Origin of the sequence: Erythrobacter sp. W302b (assembly GCF_046452395.1) — a bacterium.
Lineage (GTDB): Bacteria > Pseudomonadota > Alphaproteobacteria > Sphingomonadales > Sphingomonadaceae > Erythrobacter.
The window spans coordinates 1948772-1966461 of the sequence record NZ_JBKFDH010000001.1; the positions used below are offsets into that span (position 1 = coordinate 1948772).

General features: G+C 67.2%; 16 protein-coding genes, 1 tRNA gene and 1 riboswitch. Of the genes, 4 read left to right on the top strand and 13 right to left on the bottom strand.

Annotation, left to right across the window (positions count from 1 at the left end; all coding sequences use genetic code 11):
- Positions 1-2: 2 nt before the first annotated feature.
- The 4 genes from ACLBKT_RS09480 to ACLBKT_RS09495 are packed head-to-tail and all read left to right on the top strand — an operon-like array spanning position 3 to position 3336.
- The gene (locus ACLBKT_RS09480) at positions 3-440 is read left to right on the top strand and encodes a hypothetical protein (protein ID WP_410182667.1); all 438 of its coding nucleotides are present in this window, start codon (positions 3-5) and stop codon (positions 438-440) included.
- Positions 440-2107 (top strand): nitrite/sulfite reductase, encoded by a 1668-nt coding sequence (locus ACLBKT_RS09485; protein ID WP_410182668.1) that lies wholly within the window; start codon positions 440-442, stop codon positions 2105-2107. The genes ACLBKT_RS09480 and ACLBKT_RS09485 overlap by 1 nt, the downstream gene beginning before the upstream one ends.
- Positions 2100-2561 (top strand): DUF934 domain-containing protein, encoded by a 462-nt coding sequence (locus ACLBKT_RS09490; RefSeq protein ID WP_410182669.1) that lies wholly within the window; start codon positions 2100-2102, stop codon positions 2559-2561. The genes ACLBKT_RS09485 and ACLBKT_RS09490 overlap by 8 nt, the downstream gene beginning before the upstream one ends.
- Entirely contained in the window at positions 2551-3336 is a 786-nt protein-coding gene (locus ACLBKT_RS09495) for a phosphoadenylyl-sulfate reductase (protein WP_410183674.1), read from the top strand. The genes ACLBKT_RS09490 and ACLBKT_RS09495 overlap by 11 nt, the downstream gene beginning before the upstream one ends.
- A 104-nt stretch (positions 3337-3440) precedes the next feature.
- Here ACLBKT_RS09495 and ACLBKT_RS09500 read toward each other — a convergent pair whose 3' ends face one another.
- The 13 genes from ACLBKT_RS09500 to ftsZ all read right to left on the bottom strand — a co-directional run bounded on the left by ACLBKT_RS09500 (position 3441) and on the right by ftsZ (position 17592).
- Complete coding sequence (locus ACLBKT_RS09500; protein WP_410182670.1) at positions 3441-4358, bottom strand: NAD-dependent epimerase/dehydratase family protein; 918 nt, start codon at positions 4356-4358, stop codon at positions 3441-3443.
- Positions 4355-5515: a glutamate 5-kinase gene (gene proB / locus ACLBKT_RS09505; protein WP_410182671.1), complete on the bottom strand. Its 1161-nt coding sequence runs from the start codon at positions 5513-5515 to the stop codon at positions 4355-4357. The genes ACLBKT_RS09500 and proB overlap by 4 nt, the downstream gene beginning before the upstream one ends.
- Positions 5481-6557 carry an Obg family GTPase CgtA gene (gene cgtA / locus ACLBKT_RS09510; protein ID WP_410182672.1) on the bottom strand — a complete coding sequence of 359 codons (1077 nt, stop codon included), beginning with the start codon at positions 6555-6557 and terminating at the stop codon, positions 5481-5483. The genes proB and cgtA overlap by 35 nt, the downstream gene beginning before the upstream one ends.
- Positions 6558-6605: 48 nt before the next feature.
- The gene (locus ACLBKT_RS09515; RefSeq protein WP_410182673.1) at positions 6606-7520 is read right to left on the bottom strand and encodes a cobalamin-binding protein; all 915 of its coding nucleotides are present in this window, start codon (positions 7518-7520) and stop codon (positions 6606-6608) included.
- Positions 7517-8029: a hypothetical protein gene (locus tag ACLBKT_RS09520; protein WP_410182674.1), complete on the bottom strand. Its 513-nt coding sequence runs from the start codon at positions 8027-8029 to the stop codon at positions 7517-7519. The genes ACLBKT_RS09515 and ACLBKT_RS09520 overlap by 4 nt, the downstream gene beginning before the upstream one ends.
- Positions 8030-8042: 13 nt before the next feature.
- Positions 8043-9989 carry a TonB-dependent receptor plug domain-containing protein gene (locus tag ACLBKT_RS09525; RefSeq protein ID WP_410182675.1) on the bottom strand — a complete coding sequence of 649 codons (1947 nt, stop codon included), beginning with the start codon at positions 9987-9989 and terminating at the stop codon, positions 8043-8045.
- Positions 9990-10102: 113 nt separating this feature from the next.
- Positions 10103-10309: riboswitch (cobalamin riboswitch) on the bottom strand.
- Positions 10310-10564: 255 nt separating this feature from the next.
- Positions 10565-10640, bottom strand: a tRNA-Ala gene (locus ACLBKT_RS09530).
- Between the two features lie 117 nt (positions 10641-10757).
- A complete protein-coding gene (locus ACLBKT_RS09535; protein WP_410182676.1) occupies positions 10758-11687 on the bottom strand; it encodes a hypothetical protein in 930 nt (309 codons plus the stop codon).
- Between the two features lie 190 nt (positions 11688-11877).
- Positions 11878-12624, bottom strand: a complete 747-nt coding sequence (locus ACLBKT_RS09540) for a Bax inhibitor-1 family protein (protein ID WP_410182677.1) — start codon at positions 12622-12624, stop codon at positions 11878-11880.
- A 141-nt stretch (positions 12625-12765) separates the two neighbouring features.
- A complete protein-coding gene (locus ACLBKT_RS09545; protein WP_410182678.1) occupies positions 12766-13560 on the bottom strand; it encodes a pyrroline-5-carboxylate reductase family protein in 795 nt (264 codons plus the stop codon).
- A 111-nt stretch (positions 13561-13671) separates the two neighbouring features.
- Positions 13672-14178 carry a YbjN domain-containing protein gene (locus ACLBKT_RS09550; RefSeq protein ID WP_234032071.1) on the bottom strand — a complete coding sequence of 169 codons (507 nt, stop codon included), beginning with the start codon at positions 14176-14178 and terminating at the stop codon, positions 13672-13674.
- 159 nt (positions 14179-14337) lie between these two features.
- A complete protein-coding gene (locus ACLBKT_RS09555; RefSeq protein ID WP_410182679.1) occupies positions 14338-15804 on the bottom strand; it encodes a tetratricopeptide repeat protein in 1467 nt (488 codons plus the stop codon).
- 93 nt (positions 15805-15897) lie between these two features.
- A complete protein-coding gene (gene ftsZ, locus ACLBKT_RS09560) occupies positions 15898-17592 on the bottom strand; it encodes a cell division protein FtsZ (protein WP_410182680.1) in 1695 nt (564 codons plus the stop codon).
- Between the last annotated feature and the right edge of the window lie 98 nt (positions 17593-17690).

Here is a 17690-nt window from a genome sequence, read left to right on the forward strand (position 1 = left end):
CCATGACCCCCGCCCTTGGGCTGGCCTCGGCCTTCGCCTTCGCCGCTGCGCCCGCCGTCGCCGAAACCGCGCCCGCTCCGGCGCAGGCCCGCACCACGATGGTGGTCGAGTGGACCCGCCTCAAGGCGCTCCCCGGCGAGCGCGCCAACCTCACCGCCTTCATCCACCTCAACTGGTTCGCGATGGACGCCAAGGCGGTGGAGCAGGGGCTGTTCACCTCCTACCGCCTGATCGCCAACCCCGCGCCCGATGGCGAGTGGGATCTGCTTGTCGAGGTCGGCTACCCCACCGCGCTCGGCTACGACGAACCCGCCACGCAGGCCGCCTTCGGTGCCATCCGCGCCGCGCACAAGACCGTGCCCGTCGAGGGCAAGACCCTGCGCGAGCTTGGTACCATCCTCGGCACCGAGCGCCTCCCCGTTCTGACTGGAACCCGCTGATGTACCGTTACGATTCCTACGACCAGGCGATGGTCGATGCCCGCGTGGAGGAATTCCGCGATCAGGCCCGCCGCCGCCTCGAAGGCAAGCTGACCGAGGACCAGTTCAAGCCCTTGCGGCTGATGAACGGGCTCTACCTCCAGCTTCACGCCTACATGCTGCGCGTCGCCATCCCCTATGGCACGCTCAACGCTGGCCAGATGGAGGCGCTGGCCGACATCGCGGAGAAGTATGACCGCGGCTACGGGCACTTCACCACGCGGCAGAACATCCAGTACAACTGGATCAAGCTGGAAGACGCCGCCGATATCCTCGCCGATCTGGCGAAGGTCGAGATGCACGCGATCCAGACCAGCGGCAATTGCATCCGCAACATCTCCGCCGATCACTTCGCGGGTGCGGCGGCGGACGAGGTGGTGGACCCCCGCCCTTATGCCGAGCTGATGCGCCAATGGTCGAGCTTCCACCCGGAGTTCACCTATCTGCCGCGCAAGTTCAAGATCGCGGTGATTGGCTCCGAAACGGACCGCGCCGCGATGCGGCTTCACGATATCGGCATCCGCATCGTCAAGCGTGACGGAGAGATCGGCGCGCAATTCTACGCCGGCGGCGGCATGGGCCGCACGCCGATGATCGCCCCGCTGATCCGCGACTTCGTGCCGCTCGACCAGCTGATCACCTATGCCGAGGCCTGCCTTCGGGTCTACAACCGCTACGGTCGGCGCGACAACAAGTACAAGGCGCGGATCAAGATCCTCGTCCATGAACTGGGCGCAGCGGAATACACCCGGCAGGTCGAGGAAGAATTCGCCCACATGCTGAGCGTGGGGGTGGAGCCGCCGACTGCCGAACTTGAACGCATCAAGGCGCATTTCGTCGATCCTCCGTTCGTGTCGAGCGAAGTCGAGACACCCTTCGAGCAGCGCCTCTCGACTACGCTCGAGGCGAACGGCGGTCAGGGCAGCGCGTTCGGGCAGTGGGTCCGCCGCAACACCCATCCCCACCGCCATCCCGATTACGTGTCCGCCGTCATCAGCCTCAAGCCCGCAGGCGGCATCCCCGGCGATGCGACCTCGGAGCAGATGCGCGTCGTCGCCCGGCTGGCGCGCGAATATTCCTTCGACGAGCTCAGGGTGATGCACACCCAGAACCTGCTGCTGCCCCATGTCGCCATCGCCGATCTTCCGGCGGTGTGGCAGGCGCTCGACGCAGCGGGTCTCGGCGCGGCCAACATGGACACCATCGAGGACATCATCGCCTGCCCGGGCCTTGATTATTGCAGCCTCGCCAACGCCCGCTCGATCCCCCTCGCCCAGCGCATTTCGGAGCGCTTCGCCGAAACCGGCCGCACCGAAGTGGTCGGCGAATTGAAGCTGAAAATCTCCGGCTGCATCAACGCCTGCGGGCACCACCACGCGGGCCACATCGGCATCCTCGGCGTCGACAAGAAGGGCAAGGAGAACTTCCAGCTCTCATTGGGCGGTTCGGAAGCCGAGGACGTCAGCCTCGCCAAGATCACCGGCCCCGGCTTCGACGAGGACGGGGTGGTCGCCGCGGTCGAGAAGGTCACCGACGTCTATCTCGCGTCGCGCGCAGAGGGCGAGCGCTTCCTCGACACCTACCGCCGCATCGGCATGGAGCCGTTCAAGGAGGCCTTGTATGGTTGATACCACCAATCTCGGCGCTTCGCCCGACGAGGTGCAGTTTCGCTTTCGCGACGATGAGCCCGTCGATCACGGCACAGTGACGGTGGACGCCTGCTGCGACCAGACCAACGCCGCCGCTGTGCGGATCGAGCCGGGCGACGATGCGCGGCTGCTCTTGCCCTTTCTTGATCGCCTCGCACTGGTCGAGATCAACTTCCCGAGCTTTGGTGACGGGCGCGGCTACTCGGCCGCGCGCATCCTGCGCGAGGCCGGCTATACCGGCGAATTGCGCGCGGTGGGTCAGGTGCTGATCGACCAGCTCTCGCACATGCGCCGCTGCGGGTTCGACAGCTTCGCCCCCGACAAGCGCCTCGACGAGGAGGATGCGCGCCGCGCCTTTGCGACGTGGGAAAACGTGTATCAGCGCGCGGCTGATGGCCGCCGCACCATTGCGGACAAGCGCCATGAAGCCTGACGTTTCCATCGCCAAGATCGGGATGATCGCGCACACGCCCGACATCCTCGACCTCGCGCCGCGCTTCACCGAGCATGACGCCGTGCGGCTCAACAACATGTTTCGCGGCAGCAGCACCTCGGAAATGCTCGAAGCGGTGATCCGTGACGGGCTGGCGGGCGACCTCGCGGTGGTCTCCAGCTTCGGCGCGGAGAGCGCGGTCTTGCTGCACCTGATCGCCAGCGTCGATCCGTCGGTCCCGGTGCTGTTTCTCGACACGGGCAAGCATTTCCCCGAAACGCTGGCCTATCGCGATGAACTGGTTGCGCGGCTCGGCCTCAATCTGGTGGTGCTGACGCCGGATGCCGAGGACTTGGCCAAGCGGGACGAGACCGGCCTCCGGTGGTCCTACGATCCCGATGGCTGCTGCGAGATCCGCAAGGTCAAGCCGCTGGAAAAGGCGCTGCTGAATTACGACGCCAGCTTCACCGGCAGGAAGGCGTTTCAGGCCAAGACCCGCGCCAACCTGCCGCGCTTCGAAGTGGACACCTCGGACGCGCAGGGCCGGCTCAAGATCAACCCGCTGATCGATTGGGATGCAGGCCAGATCGAGGGATACTTCATCCAGCACGATCTCCCCCGCCACCCGCTGATCGCGCAGGGCTACCCCTCGATCGGCTGCTCGCCCTGCACCTCACAGGTCGCGCCGGGCGAAGACCCGCGCTCGGGCCGGTGGAAGGGCTGGGACAAGACCGAATGCGGCATCCACAAGCCGGGCGAGGAACCGTTCCTGTAAACCCGGAACCCCCGCCCCGGGCTTGACCCGGGGCCCCGCTGTTTTGCCTGCCGACAAAGATAGCTGGGTCCCGGGTCGAGCCCGGGACGGGGTGAGACTATTGGCTAAAGCCACCCCTCGCGGCGGTACCACTCCGCCGTCGCCTTCAGCCCCACCTCGCCTGCGATCTGCGGCTGCCACAGGCCCGGCGGGGGCTTCCTGTCGAAGCGCGAGACCCAGTTGGGGTGCGCCATGTAGCCGACGCGGTCGGGCGTGAGCTTGGCGCGGTCGCCGCGCGCGATGCGGTCGGCGGCGGCGGCGGCATCGAGCACGGCGCGCGGCAGATGCGGCGCGAAGACCCTGCTCTTGCCCACCGCCCGGCCGATTGCGGCGGCGAGCTCCTTGTGGCTCCACCCGCCCTCACGCCCGTCGTCGGGCTCGTAGGTCTGCTTCTTCGTCGCAGCGGCGTTGCTGGCCGCCAGCGCTACCAGCAAGCGGGCCAAATCATGCGAATGGATGATCGAGCTCGCCCCACCCGGTGGCAGGGGGACAAAGCCCAGTTTGGCGGTGCGGAACATTTCCAGATAATCGACATCGCGCGGGCCGTAGACGCCGGGCGGGCGCACCGTGGTCCAGTCGAGACCAGAGGCCTCAACCAGCGCCTCGGCCTTGGCCTTGGATGCGCCATAGGCCGAGAGCGCGGGCATCCGGGCCGAGAGCGAGGAAACAAACACCAGTCGCCGCGCCCCTGCCTGCTTCATCGCGGCGATGACGTTGGCGGTGCCGGTGACATTGGCCGCTTCGAAGGCGGCGGGGTCCGGCGTGTTGGTAAGGCCCGCAACGTGGATCACCGCGTCCGCGCCTTGGGCCAGAGCCGCCAGCGCCGCCGCATCGCCGAGATCGCCGCGCAGCCATTCCACACCTTCGCGCGGGGCCTGCTCGCGGCGGGCAAGTGCGCGGACTGTGTGGCCTTGGCGCAGCGCCTCGTCCAGCACCGCCGAGCCGACGAACCCGGTCACGCCGGTGATGGCGATGAGGCTCACAGCAAGACCATGTGGTCGCGGTGGATCACGCAGGAGCGCGGCGCATAGCCCAATCGCTCGGCCTGATCCTCGGCGCGCTTGCCGGCGATCAGCTGCATTTCGGCCGCGTCATACTCGGCAAGGCCCTGCGCGAGGCGTTCGCCCCGCATTGAGAGCACGCTGACGAGATCGCCGCGCCGGAACTGGCCCGAGACGCCGACCACCCCCGCCGCGAGCAGGCTCGCCCCGCTCCGCAATGCCTCGGCACAGCCCTTGTCGACGCGCAATTCGCCCGCCGGAGCAAGTCGACCGCCCAGCCACGCCTTGCGGGCCGAGGCGGCGCTGACGGGGAGGAACAGCGTCCCCGTGCCCTCAGCCAATGCCTTCGCAATCGGGGCCTCGTGCGTCCCGTTGAGGATGCCGAGCGCGATCCCGGCGCGGGTCGCAATCTGCGCGGCTTGCAGCTTGGACACCATCCCGCCCGACCCGAGGCCGGAGGACGAAGCCCCGCTCGCCATCGCCATGACCTCCGGCGTCACCGCCTCCACCACCGGCACCAGCGCCGCACCGGGCTCGCGCGGGTCACGGTCATAGAGGCCGTCCACATCGGAGAGCAGCAGCACCACATCGGCATTGGCCGCCTGCGCCACGCGCGCGGCCAAGCGGTCATTGTCGCCGAAGCGGATTTCCTCGGTGGCGACAGAGTCGTTCTCGTTGATGACGGGGATCGTGCCCGCCTCCAGCAATCGGTCGAGGGTGGCCGAGGCGTTGAGATAGCGGCGGCGGTCTTCAAGGTCGCCCAGGGTCAGCAGCATCTGCGCCGCGGTGATGCCCTCCCCGCCCAAGGCCCGCGACCACAGGTCCGCCAAGGCAATCTGGCCCACGGCGGCAGCGGCCTGCGCATCGGCGAGGCTCCCGCGTCCGCCTTTCGCCAGCCCCAGCCGCGCCGCGCCGAGCGCGATGGCGCCCGAACTCACCACGATCACCTGCGCGCCCGCCTGGCGCAGCGCCGCCAGATCGGCCGCCATGCGCGTCAGCCACCCCTCACGCGGCTGCCCGCCGCCGACCAGCAGCGCCGAACCGATCTTGACCACGATCCGCCGCGCGGCGGTGATGTCGGCAAGGGTCGTCAGCATGGTGGGATCAGAGCGGCGACCACGCGGGCGCGTCGCCATCATCCTCGATTTCCTCGGCCTTCGTCTCGGTGGCGGTCGAGGCAGGCAGGTAGCCGAGCACCGCGTCGAGCAGATCGGGAATACCCGCGCCGGTCGCGCCCGAGACCGCGAAGACCTGCTCCGCACCTGCCTCAAGCAGTTCCTTGCGGAAGCCTTCGACCAATTCGGCGTCGGCCAGATCGAGCTTGTTCAGCACCACCAGCCGGGGCTTTTCGTCAAGCCGGGTGTGTTCCTTGTCACCATAGGCGGCGAGCTCCTCCTCGACGATCCGCATCGCCTCGGCCGGGTCGGCGTCGTCGGTGCCGGTGATGTCGATGAGGTGGATCAGCACCCGGCAGCGCTCGATATGGCCGAGGAAGCGGTCGCCGATCCCGACGCCGTCCGCCGCACCCTCGATCAGGCCGGGAATGTCGGCCAGCACGAATTCGCGGCCCTTGTGGCGCACCACCCCGAGCTTGGGGACGAGCGTGGTGAAGGCATAGTCGCCGACCTTCGCCTGCGCATTGCTGACCGCGTTGATGAAGGTCGATTTGCCCGCATTGGGCAGGCCGACAAGACCCACGTCCGCGAGCAGCTTCAGCCGCAGCCACACCCACATTTCCTCGCCCGGAATGCCCGGCTGGTGCTGGCGCGGGGCGCGGTTGGTGGAGGTCTTGTAGGAGGCGTTCCCGCGCCCGCCCATCCCGCCTTCGAGAAAGACGATGCGCTGGCCCACCTCGGTGAAATCGGCGAGCACCTCTTCCTTGTCTTCCGAGAGGATCTGCGTGCCGACCGGCACCTTGATCACCAGCGGCTCGGCGCTCGCCCCCGTGCGGTCCTTGCCCATGCCGTGGCCGCCGCGCGGCGCCTTGAAGTGCTGCGAGTAGCGGAAGTCGATCAGCGTATTGAGCCCCGCGACGGCCTCGAACACGATGTCGCCCCCGCGCCCGCCATTGCCGCCATCGGGGCCGCCGTACTCGACGTATTTCTCACGCCGGAACGAGACGGCCCCGGGGCCGCCTCCGCCGGACTTCACATAGATCTTGGCCTGGTCGAGGAAATGCATGGGCGCCCCTTATGCAATTCCTGCTGCAATTGCGAGGAGAATGGCATTTTAGAGCTTTTGGATGAAAGGCTGGAGCCTCTCCGGCACGGCGTCGGGCGTATGGATCAGGCAGGCGAGCACCTCGGCGCTTTCGACCAGACGCGGGCCGGGGCGGTTGAACAAGTGATGGCCGTCGACCGCGAAGACCCGCCCCTCGCGCACCGCCCTGATGGCCTGCCACGGCGGCTGTGCCAGCAGCGCGCGGGCTTCGGGGAGGGTCTGGGCGAGCTGGTAGCCGCAGGGCATCAGCGCGATGATATCGGGATCGGCAGCTGCAATCGCGTCGAAGGTGATCCAGTGCGAATGGGTGCCGGGATCGGCGAGCAGCGGCTCGGCCCCGGCGGCGGTGACGAGTTCGGGCACCCAGTTGCCCGCCACCATCAGCGGCTGGATCCACTCGATCGCCAGCATCCGGGGGCGGGTCGCCGGCGCAGGCGGCAGTGCGCCCAGCCCCACCTGCATCCGCGCCTTCGCCTCCGGCGCACGCTCGGGCACGCCAGCGGCATCGGCCACGCGGGCGAGATCGCCGAACACATCCGCCAGATCGTCGGGCGCGAGCGAGACCAGCCGGGGCGGCGTGCCCACCCATGTTGCCAGCGCCTCCTCCAGATCGGCGGGCGTCACGGCGCAGACCGCGCATTGCGCCTGCGTCAGGATCACGTCGGGCCTCAAGGATTTCAGCAGCGGCGCATCGACATCATAGACCGACAGCCCCTTCTCGACGATCGCCTTCACCCGGTCTTCGATGGCTTGCGAGGTCAGGCCGTTCTCCAGCTTGGTCGAAGTGCAGACCGGCAGCGCCTTCACTGCGGGCGGGAAATCGCATTCGTGCGAGCGGCCGACCAGATTGTCCTGCAAACCCAGCGCCACCGCAATCTCGGTGGCGCTGGGCAGCAGCGAGACGATGCGCAGGGGCGCGCTCATCGGGCCGTTTGCACGGCCAGCGCGGGGATGCGCGCGAGCACCTGCCAGCCAAGCCACAGTCCGGCGAACCACAGCGCGTCGTTGAGCGCGATCAGGCCGACGATGTCGGGCGTGAACAGCGCCGGGTCACCGAAGGGCAGCGCATAGGCGAAGAGGCTCAGCTCGAACGCGGCGAAGGCGGCAAGGAAGGCTGGCACCGCCCCACCCCGCCCCGGCACAGCGCGCGCGGCGGCAAAGGCGATGAGGCTCGCAGCGAGCAGCGAGAGGCCCGCCGCGAAGGTCGGCGCATCCCACGGGAAGCCCATCAGGCCGAAGCCGAGCACCTGATTGCCGAGCCAGCACAGCACCACCGCCGCCAGCCCGCGCCGCACTGGCATGGCGAGCGCAGCGATGGTAGCGATGGCGGCGAAGGGCATCATGCAGGCCAGCACCACCGAGCCGGTGAGCGTGGTCGCGGCAAGGATCGCGGGAAGCGCCCATGACGCGAGCGACTTGTTGAGATCGGTCATCGTCCAGCCCTCCTCAGAACCGCGCCTCGATTCCCACCACCGCCGTCCGGCCCGGCGAGACGAAGCTGAACACCTGCTCGTAACGCTCATCGAGCAGGTTCTCGACGCGGGCGAAGGCGTCGAGGCGTTGGGCCAGCTTCACCCGGGCGTTGAGGTTGACGAGGGTGTAATCATCGAGCTGCACCCGCACCGGCACGAAGCTCGGATCGGTGAAGGCGACATCGGGCGTCGCGCCATTGTGGCGCACCACCAGCGTGGCCGAAGCGGCATCGCGCGGCGCGCTCCAGGTCAGCGCCGCGCTGGCGATGTGCTGAGGCCTACGGACTTCCTCCACGCCGTTTTCCTCGGCATCCAGGTAGGTATAGGCCGCGTCGAGGCTCCACTGCTCGGCCAGCTGCGCGGCGAGCGACACCTCGACCCCGCGCTGCTCGCTCACGGTGGTGCGGTTGGCCGGAGTGGCGATGAAGTTCGGCGGCGGGAAGGTGGTGAAGATCTCGCCTTCGAGCTCGCTGTCGAAATAGGTCACGGCCAGACTGGCGAGGTTGCCGAGGCGCTGGTCGATGCCGACTTCCCAGCCGTTCGACTTCTCGGGCCTCAGGCTCGCATTGCCGATGAAACGCCCGTCGACGAAGCCGTAGAGCTCGAAGAAGCCCGGGTTCTTGACCCCACTCCCGCCCGCCGCGCGCAGCCGCGTGCTGTCGGTGACGCGCCAGCCTGCGCCAACGCGGAAAGTGGTGGCATCACGGAACAGATCGTTGAAGTCGTGACGGATCGCTGCCGAGAAGTCGAGGGCCTGCCCGCTGTAGCGGTATTCGCCGACCAACCCGACCTGCTCGATCTCGCGCCGCTCGTCGAACACGAAGCCGCCGGGGGTGGCGTTGCGGAAGCCTTCGACCTCGTAATCGGCGGCGAAGGTGAGGTTGTGGTCATCTGCCACATCGAGCGCGCTGACATAGGAGGCCTTGAAGCGGTCGCCCTCGCTGGCCGAGGTGAGACCGAAAGGACTGTCTGTTTCGCGGTCGACATTGGCAATCTGCGCCGAGAGATCGTGCGTCCAGCGCCCGTCCAGCGTCTTGAGCCGCGCTCCGACGAGCGCGTAGATCGCCTCGTTGGTGTAGGTCACGCCGGGGCTGTCGACGGTGAAGCCGAAGGTGGGACTGGCGGGATTGAAATCGCTGTCGTTCGACTGGCCCTCGGTGCGGATGAAACGGGCCGCGGCGCGCAGGGTGAGGGTGTCGCTCACCGCCACGCTGCCCTTGCCTGCGAGGGTGTAGCTGTCGCGGCCGATATCGCGCACGCCATTGCGGGCGTTGGGCTGGCCATCGGTGCTGACCACCACCGCGGAGAGCGCCGCGTCCCAGTCGTTGCCGCTGGTGCCGTAGCGCGCCGCACCGTTGATGGTGCCTTGCGTGCCGCCCTCGACCCTTGCCGCAAATCCGGGGAGGCTGCGCCCGGAGGCGCTTTCATAGGCGACCACCCCGCCGATCGCGTCCGAGCCGTAGAGCGCGGACTGCGGCCCGCGCAGCACTTCGAGCCGCGCGCCGGGTTCGGCTTGCAAAGTGCCCACGTCGAACTCGCCCGCGAAGGGATCGGAGACCTCGATCCCGTCGACCAGCACGAGGACGTGGTTGGCTTCGCTGCCGCGCAAGCGGATCTGGGTCTGGCCCGCGACGCCTGCGACCGCCACGCCGGGAATGTCGCGCAGAATGTCGGCGATGTCACGGGTCTGGCGGTCTTCGAGTTGTTCGGCCGTGATGACGGAGAAAGATCCGGTGTAATCCCTGATGGTCACCGATTGGCCGCGGCTCGCCGAGACGAGGATCGGAACAATCGCCGGACCGACGATGCATCCGCCATCGGAGCAATCATCTGCGACCGCGCCCGGATCCTGCGCCCAGGCAGGCACAGCCCAAACCAGCGCCGCCCCTGCGACGCTGCCCAACAATGTCAAATTCTTCACGGATTCCTCCCGTCATAAGCAACATGATGGCCGCGAGGGAACCTCCCTCACAGCCCAGCGATGTCGCTCACAACGAAAGTCAGTTTCCGCGCCTGGCCAATCCCTGAGCCAAGCAAAGAGCGACACGCCCCGGTCGGTCTCCTGGCTCACGGATCAGCGCATCCGGTGCTCACCTTCCCAGAGCGTTGCCGCTCCAGTGGCTGCCCCCGTGGAAGAGGGCGCGCGACCTGATACTCACCGCTTACAGTTGCAGGGACAGCTGCGGAATCAAACCGCATTCCCGTTACCGAAACGCGAGAACTGGATAGCGTCAGGCGAAGCTGACAGCAAGCGGCGTTGTCATGACATTCTTGTCTTCCCCGCGCATACGGGGAACCAACTACCTTCGCCGGAGCACTCCAAACGAGCTGGATCCCCGCCTGCGCGGGATGACAACAAGGGGACTGCGATGGTCGCGGTGTATCGGCCCAAAGGGCCGCAAGGCCGAACGGCCGCCGCCGCTTACACGGCGCCTGAGGACGAAAACAAAAACGCAAAAGGCCCTCCCCGCGGAGGGAGGGCCTTTTGCGTTTCACTGGTGGAGCCGAGGGGGATCGAACCCCTGACCTCGTCATTGCGAACGACGCGCTCTCCCATCTGAGCTACGGCCCCGTTCCAGGTTTCGCGCCCGCCCTTCCTTGCAGGAAGCGGGCGAGCGCGCGCATTAGCGAGAAGCGCGGGCCCTTGCAACGCAAGATTTCGCCGAATGGCCACGCTCAACACGTGCGATTATTGCCCGGATTTGCGCTCCGCCGGGGGTGCCGCCATCGGCTCGACGATCGGCTGCGAAACCACGCCCTCGTTGACGGGGATCACCGGGACCGGAAGCCCGGTTACAGGGTCGATCACAGTCTGCGCTGCCACCGTTGGCACGATGACGCCGCTGGCGCGGGCCTGCTGCACCGCGACCCATCCGGGCTGCGAGGCGCCATACTGCGCGCCCCACTTGTCGTCCCATTTCGCTGACGCTTGCTGATAGGCTTCGTATTCGGTGAAGAACTGGTCGAACGGCAGCAACAGCCCGTCAAAATTCGCGCGGGCAAAGGCGAGCACATCGGTCGGCGGTGCGGCCAGCGCGCGGTTCGCCATGTCGAGCGTGGCGCGGCAGAACCCGGCGCGGGCGGCGGGCTCGGCGAAGAAATTGTAGACCTGCGTGGTATAGCCATCGCGCGCCACGATCGCATCGCGGCGGACCCGGAAGCGGCTGGTGTAGCTCTTTTCGAGCCGGTCATTCACCGCCTTCAGCGATTTGACGTTCTTGGTGAGGAAGGCGCGATAACCTTCGAGGATCGGCTCATATTCGGGTGTGAGGCAATTGAGCGCCGCGACATTCCAGGCCGAGCGCAGGTTCCAGACCAGCTGGTCATCGGTCAGGCCACTATTGACGGTGACGCGCCGCCCATCGGGCCCGCGCGGAGGAATGTCCATCACGTAGTGCGCCCCGCCGGGCGGCAACGGACGGTAGGGCACGGCTTCAACCACCGCCGGGGGCGGCGGCGGGGGCGGCGGCGGGGGCGGGGGCGGTGCCGGGGTCGCGCAGGCCGACAGCAGCGCGCCGCCCATGGTCAGAGTGGTGATCGCCAGGCCGAATGGCGTGCGCGTGCGGGTGCGTTCCTGCGCCGATGACGAGGACGGGGACGTGTGCGGGGCCGCGCTCATTGAATTAACCTCTCCTGCTGCGGGCGGTGCTGCCAGTGGCGGGGCAACCATGTGCGCCGCCGGCTTGCTCCAACCTGAAGCGTCGGGGATAGCCGCCCGCGCCGACAAAGCAAATGCCCGGAGCCTGTGGAAGGCCCCGGGCATCCGACATTTCAACACCTGTGTCAGGCGGTTGCCTGATGCAGATTGGTTATTCCCGATTGCCGAGGAAGCTGAGCAGGAACTGGAACATGTTGATGAAGTCCAGATAGAGGCTCAGCGCGCCAAGTACGACGGCCTTGCCAGCGAACTGGGTGCCGCGCAGATACTCATACTCATTCTTCAGGCGCTGCGTGTCATAGGCGGTGAGACCCGCGAAGATCAGCACGCCGATGAAGCTGATGGCGTAATGGAACGCCGGGCTCTGCAGGAACAGGTTGATGACCATCGCCACCAGCAGGCCGATCACGCCCATGATCAGGAAGCTGCCCATGCCGGAGAGGCTCCGCTTGGTCGTGTAGCCATAGAGCGACAGGCCGGCAAAGGCCGCCGCGGTGGCGAAGAAGGTCGTGGCGATCGAGCCGCCGGTGTAAACCAGGAACACCGAAGACAGCGACAGACCCATCAGCGTGGCGAAGCCCCAGAACATCAGCTGAAGCGTGGCGGTGCTGAAGCGGTTGGCACCAAAGCTCATCGCAAAAACGATGGCCATCGGCGACAGCGCGACGATCCAGCGCAGGATCCCGCCGGTGAAGATCGTCGCCGCCAGACCGCTGGTGAAGGCCAGCAGCGCGACAATCCCGGTCAGCAGAATACCCGAAGTCATGTAGTTGTAGATCGAGAGCATGTGCTTGCGCAGGCCCTCATCATAGCTTGCGCGGCCGGCGACATCGCCTCCGGCGCGGGGCACGGAGCCCAAACGCTGCGCATTGCGCGAGGTGTCATTCCAGTCAGCCATTGCGAAACCCTTAGCCTTTCCTATCGGAGCACGGACATGCCCGCGCTCTCCAATGGGGGGAATATCGGGGTTTCCTTGGCGCATTTCAAGCGAAACCGGATTGCAAAGCGCGCAATCCATTCAGCTTAACCGATGTTAATCTTAACTACCTTTCGACAGCGCCGCACCCTTGTCGCGCGTGGCCCGCAAGGTATCGGCCAGCAGGCGGCGCAGGGCTGCGCCTTCGTCGAGCACGTTGAGGCCTTCGCGCGTCATCCCGCCGGGACTGGCGACCCGGTCGGCGAGCGTGGCCGGCCCGACATCCGATGCCGCTGCCAAAGCCGCCGCGCCCTCGACCGTGGCAAGCGCGAGGCTGGCAGCGGTCTGCTCGTCGAGCCCGAGATCGACGGCCGCTCCTGCCAGCGCGTCAATGAACCGATAGACGAAACCCGGCCCCGAACCGGCCAGCGCGGTGACAAGATCGAATTGCGCCTCGTCCGCCAGCAACACGGCGCTGCCAAGGGTGTCGAACAGCGCGAAGGCGGCCGTGCGGGCTGCCTCGCCCAGTCCGGCCTCGCACAGGATTACCGGCGACTTGTTGATACGCGCAGCCAGGTTCGGCATCACCCGGATATGCGCGCTGGCGGTCGGGAAAGCCGCTGCGAGCTGCGCGCGGGTGATCCCGGCGAGGAGCGAGCACACCGTCCGCCCCTCGTTCAGCTCCTGCAAGCCCGGCCCGAGCGCCCCCAATTGCTGCGGCTTGAACCCGAGCAGCACGGCATCATGCGCTCTCGGCACTTCGGCGGCATCGCGGTAGAGCGCCACGCCCTCGGGCGCTTCGGGCAAAGCGGGATCGAGCACGGCAAACCGCGCCGGATCTTCGCCCGCCGCCAGCCACCCGGCCAGCATCGCTCCGCCCATATTGCCGCAGCCGATGATGAGGAGGTGGTTCAGCATATCACAACACCCGTTCGCCCTGAGCCAGTCGAAGGGCTGTTCTTCGACTTCCAATAGAGGGACAAAAGAAAACACGCGGCTTCGACCAGCGCAGCCCGAAGGGACGTTGTGTTAAGCCTCGCCCGCCGCGTCAACCATCGCGGCATCCAGCGCCTCGCGCGGGGTTTTGCCGCCCCACAGCACGAACTGGAATGCCGGGTAGAACCGGTCGCATTCGTCGATCGCGCATTCGACCAGCGCCTGCGCCATGTCGATGCTCAGCCGGCCGTGCTCGCCCAGCAGGGCACCGTGGCGGTAAAGCAGCACATCGCCGTTCGACCAGATGTCGAAATGGCCGAGCCACACCTGTTCGTTGACCAGACAGAGCAGCTCATAGGCGGCCCCGCGCTTGTCCTCCGTCACGCGGATATCGGGAAGGCACAGAAACTGGAGCACCCCGTCCTCGGCCCGCCAGATCGCGCGCAGCTGGTAATTGGCCCAGCTGCCCTGCACTTCGCCCGTCATCTCGTCATCCGAGACCAGCTCACACGGCCATCCACGCGCGGCAAACAGGCTGGCGAGCATCTCGACGGGGGCGGCATCGTCCTCGGCGGAATAGTCCATGTCTTGCACTCTCATGGCCGGGGGAACGCGGGGGGGAGGGTCGTTTGCACCATTGGGGCAACGCATGAACGGGTTGGGGCATGGTTGGCAATCGCCCACCCCAGAGCGGCTGGGGAGAACCGGACAGAGCTGTGCAAAGCCTGTGCAAAGATCGTGCACAGTTGACGCAAAAGTCTACTTAACTGGCTGAATTTCTTCGCCTTCCGGGCTCACATAGAGGAAGCTGTCGATCCCCTTGGCCTTGAGCTCGCGCAGCAAGGCCTGCGCCTTGTCACGACTGTCGATCGGCCCGGCCAGCAAGCGGTTTGCCTCGCCCCAGCGGGTGGTGTGCGGCTTGAGCTTGGCAAGCGACGCGCCGCCTTCCTTCGCGATGCGCCGCCAATCGAATCCGAGCGCCTTGACGTTCTTGCCGGTCGCCACCTGCACCCAGACGCGGCTGGGGTGGACCGGCTTGGGTGGCTCCTTGGGCTTGGCCGGTTCCTTGGGCTTGGCCTTTTCAGGCGGCGGCGGAGGCAGTTCGCGCTTCACCGTGATTCGCGAAATATCGACTACGTCGCCGCTGACCCGCGCATCGGGGAGCGGGGCGTTGACGAGGTCGGCAAAGGCATCGGCCACGCGCACGGGCGGCGCAGGCGGGGGTGGCGGCGGCACGGGCGGCGCCGCAGCGAGGGTTGGCGCAGGCTCCAGCGCGGCTACGGTCGTGACCGTAACCGGGGCGACCGTCGCGACCCGTGCGGGTTCCGGCGTAGGCGTCTGGGTGGCGGGGGGAACGGTCCGCGCATCCAGCAGAGGGCCTGACGGGGCGAGCTTGCTCCCTGCCCGCTCCTCGGCGGCAAAGCGCGCAAGGCGCGGATCATCGCGCCCGATATCGGCGGCGCGCGGGAATATCCCGAGATTGGCTGCGGCGGCTTGCTGCGGCTTGGTCAGGCGCGGCATGTAACCAAGGTAGGGCACCAGCCGGGTCGCCAGATCGCGCGGCATCACCTGTTCGACGATCACGGTCGCGCGGTCGCTTTCGCCCATGATCGCAAGGCCGAAGGCCCGTGCGCGCTGCGCGGCCATGTCGCGCCTGTCGAGCAGGGGCCGCAAGGTCTCTTCAAACCGGGCGCGGTTGCCGGAGATTGCGTAGCTTACCGCAAGTCGGCGGCGCGCCTCGTCATTGCTGGGATCAAGCGCGAGCGCGCGGGAATAGGCGGTTTGCGCGGTGGCCTGTTCGCCGATGAGATCGAAACTGAGCGCCTGATCGGTCAGCACGACACGTTCATCCGCCCCGCCCGCCAAGGCACGCTCGAATTGCTGCAAGGCCTCGCCCGCACGGCCTGCGCGCAGATAGACCGAGCCGAGCCCCAGCGCCGCGCCGGGGTGGCCGGGATCGACGTCCGCCGCGCGGCCGAAGAAACCGATGGCCGCTTCCAGATCCTCGACGCCGAGCGAGGCCTGCCCCGCCTCGATCAACGCATCGCGGTCACGCGGCGCCTTGGCCAGGGCCACCAGCGCGCGGTTGAGACGCTGGGCTTCCGGCGCGGGAAGCGCCTGGACGACGGGTTGGGAAATCGTCTCCTGCGCCGCTACAGCGGCTGGCAGGCCGCCGAGCAGGGCAGCGTTCAAAGCCAGAACGGAAAGGCGCGACACCATGGTCATGCTCTAGCGTGCCTGTCGCCGCCCGCCAGTGGCCGGTTGGCGGCGCGCGACCAATCGCGCCGCACGCGCGCCAGACGGCGTTCTGGCCTGACCTTACTGGTTGTTCTGTCGCCCAAGGAAACGCGGAATGCTGAGCGCCGGGCCATCATCGCCGTCATCGTCGTCCTCGTCATCGCGCGAGCTGCTGCGCGACAGGTTGGCCATGCGTTCGAACAGCGTGCTGCCGGCACCCGAACCGCCGCCGCTATCGTCGCTCCCGCCGCCGAGCAGCGACCGGCGACGTCCGCCGCCAAGCTTGGCTTCCACCGGACGGTCCTGCGCCGCCAGACGGTCGGCATTGGCGAGCAGATCGTCCTGCACCGGCTCGTCCTCGTAAGTGGAATAGCTGTCGCCCAGATCGAGCGTGCCTTCATTGTCCGCGGCAGGTGCAGGGGCCGCGGCTGCCGGCTCGCCATAGGGTCCGGCTTCGTCCGCGCCGCGCAACCCGGCGAGCGGATCGACGATGTCGTCGACATCGTCATCATACTCGTCGCCGTAATCGTCGCCGGCCTGCATCCCGCTCAGTTCGAAAGGCGCGGCGGGCGGGTAATCGGCGTCTTCCGCTTCGTCCGACAGGTCGAGGGTGTCTTCCTCATAGCTGGCGGGCGCGGGCGCGGCAGCCGCGGGCGGTTCATAGGCCGCAGGCGGTTCCGGCTCAGGGGTCGGTGCCACCGGCGGCAATTCGGTCAGGCCTTCGTCTTCCGAAAGCTCCAGCACGGGCCGCTTGGGCGCACGCGACGCGCCGAGCGAGACCGATTGCGACCGCTCGACATGGCCGATGGCGCTCTGTTCGATCCCGGTGGCGACCACCGAAACACGGATCTTGCCCTTGAGGTCAGGGTTGAAGGCGCTGCCCCAGATGATGTTGGCGTCCTCGTCGACCAGCTCGCGGATGTGATTGGCGGCTTCATCGACTTCGAGCAGGCGCATATCCTCGCCGCCGATGATCGAGATGATCACCCCGCGCGCGCCGGCCATGCTGACGCCATCAAGCAGCGGGTTGGCGATCGCCTGTTCGGCCGCGTCAAGTGCGCGATTTTCACCCTCGCCCTCGCCAGTGCCCATCATCGCCTTGCCCATCTCGCTCATCACGGATCGGACGTCGGCAAAGTCGAGGTTGATGAGGCCCGGCATCACCATCAGGTCGGTGATCGAGCGCACGCCCTGCTGGAGCACTTCGTCAGCCAGCTGGAAGGCTTCCTTGAAGGTGGTCTCCGCCTTGGCGACGAGGAACAGGTTCTGGTTCGGGATCACGATCAGCGTGTCGACCTGGCTCTGGAGCTCCTCGATCCCGGCTTCCGCCGCGCGCATCCGGCGGGTGCCTTCGAACAGGAACGGCTTGGTCACCACGCCGACGGTCAGCACGCCCATGCGGCGCGCAGCTTCCGCGATCACAGGCGCAGCGCCCGTGCCGGTGCCGCCGCCCATCCCGGCCGCGATGAAGCACATGTTGACGCCTTCAAGCGCCTTTTCGATCTCGGCGACGGTTTCTTCCGCAGCGGCCTTGCCGACCTCGGGCCGGGCGCCTGCACCAAGGCCGCCGGTAATATCCGGGCCAAGCTGGATGCGCCGCTCAGCCGGTGACGAGGCGAGCGCCTGCGCGTCGGTGTTGGCAACGATGAATTCCACGCCCTCAATCTCGGCTGCGATCATGTTCGCAATCGCATTGCCGCCGGCCCCGCCGATCCCGATCACGGTGATACGGGGGCGCAGATCGTCAGTCGCCGCGGGTCCGATATTGATGCTCATCAGCTTGTCCTCCAGGCGCAGGTGCAGGAATTTCTCTTACTACGGCCCGCGGTTAGTGTCTGTGACATAATCAAGGTGTATATTTTATACCGACGACG

Excerpts from the sequence above, each read along its gene's own strand:
- ACLBKT_RS09480 (WP_410182667.1), top strand. The coding sequence starts at position 3 with ATGACCCCCGCCCTTGGGCTGGCCTCGGCCTTCGCCTTCGCCGCTGCG.
- ACLBKT_RS09485 (WP_410182668.1), top strand. The coding sequence starts at position 440 with ATGTACCGTTACGATTCCTACGACCAGGCGATGGTCGATGCCCGCGTG.
- ACLBKT_RS09490 (WP_410182669.1), top strand. The coding sequence starts at position 2,100 with ATGGTTGATACCACCAATCTCGGCGCTTCGCCCGACGAGGTGCAGTTT.
- ACLBKT_RS09495 (WP_410183674.1), top strand. The coding sequence starts at position 2,551 with ATGAAGCCTGACGTTTCCATCGCCAAGATCGGGATGATCGCGCACACG.
- proB (WP_410182671.1), bottom strand. The coding sequence starts at position 5,515 with ATGATGGCGACGCGCCCGCGTGGTCGCCGCTCTGATCCCACCATGCTG.
- cgtA (WP_410182672.1), bottom strand. The coding sequence starts at position 6,557 with ATGCATTTCCTCGACCAGGCCAAGATCTATGTGAAGTCCGGCGGAGGC.
- ACLBKT_RS09515 (WP_410182673.1), bottom strand. The coding sequence starts at position 7,520 with ATGAGCGCGCCCCTGCGCATCGTCTCGCTGCTGCCCAGCGCCACCGAG.
- ACLBKT_RS09520 (WP_410182674.1), bottom strand. The coding sequence starts at position 8,029 with ATGACCGATCTCAACAAGTCGCTCGCGTCATGGGCGCTTCCCGCGATC.
- ACLBKT_RS09535 (WP_410182676.1), bottom strand. The coding sequence starts at position 11,687 with ATGAGCGCGGCCCCGCACACGTCCCCGTCCTCGTCATCGGCGCAGGAA.
- ACLBKT_RS09540 (WP_410182677.1), bottom strand. The coding sequence starts at position 12,624 with ATGGCTGACTGGAATGACACCTCGCGCAATGCGCAGCGTTTGGGCTCC.
- ACLBKT_RS09545 (WP_410182678.1), bottom strand. The coding sequence starts at position 13,560 with ATGCTGAACCACCTCCTCATCATCGGCTGCGGCAATATGGGCGGAGCG.
- ACLBKT_RS09550 (WP_234032071.1), bottom strand. The coding sequence starts at position 14,178 with ATGAGAGTGCAAGACATGGACTATTCCGCCGAGGACGATGCCGCCCCC.
- ACLBKT_RS09555 (WP_410182679.1), bottom strand. The coding sequence starts at position 15,804 with ATGACCATGGTGTCGCGCCTTTCCGTTCTGGCTTTGAACGCTGCCCTG.
- ftsZ (WP_410182680.1), bottom strand. The coding sequence starts at position 17,592 with ATGAGCATCAATATCGGACCCGCGGCGACTGACGATCTGCGCCCCCGT.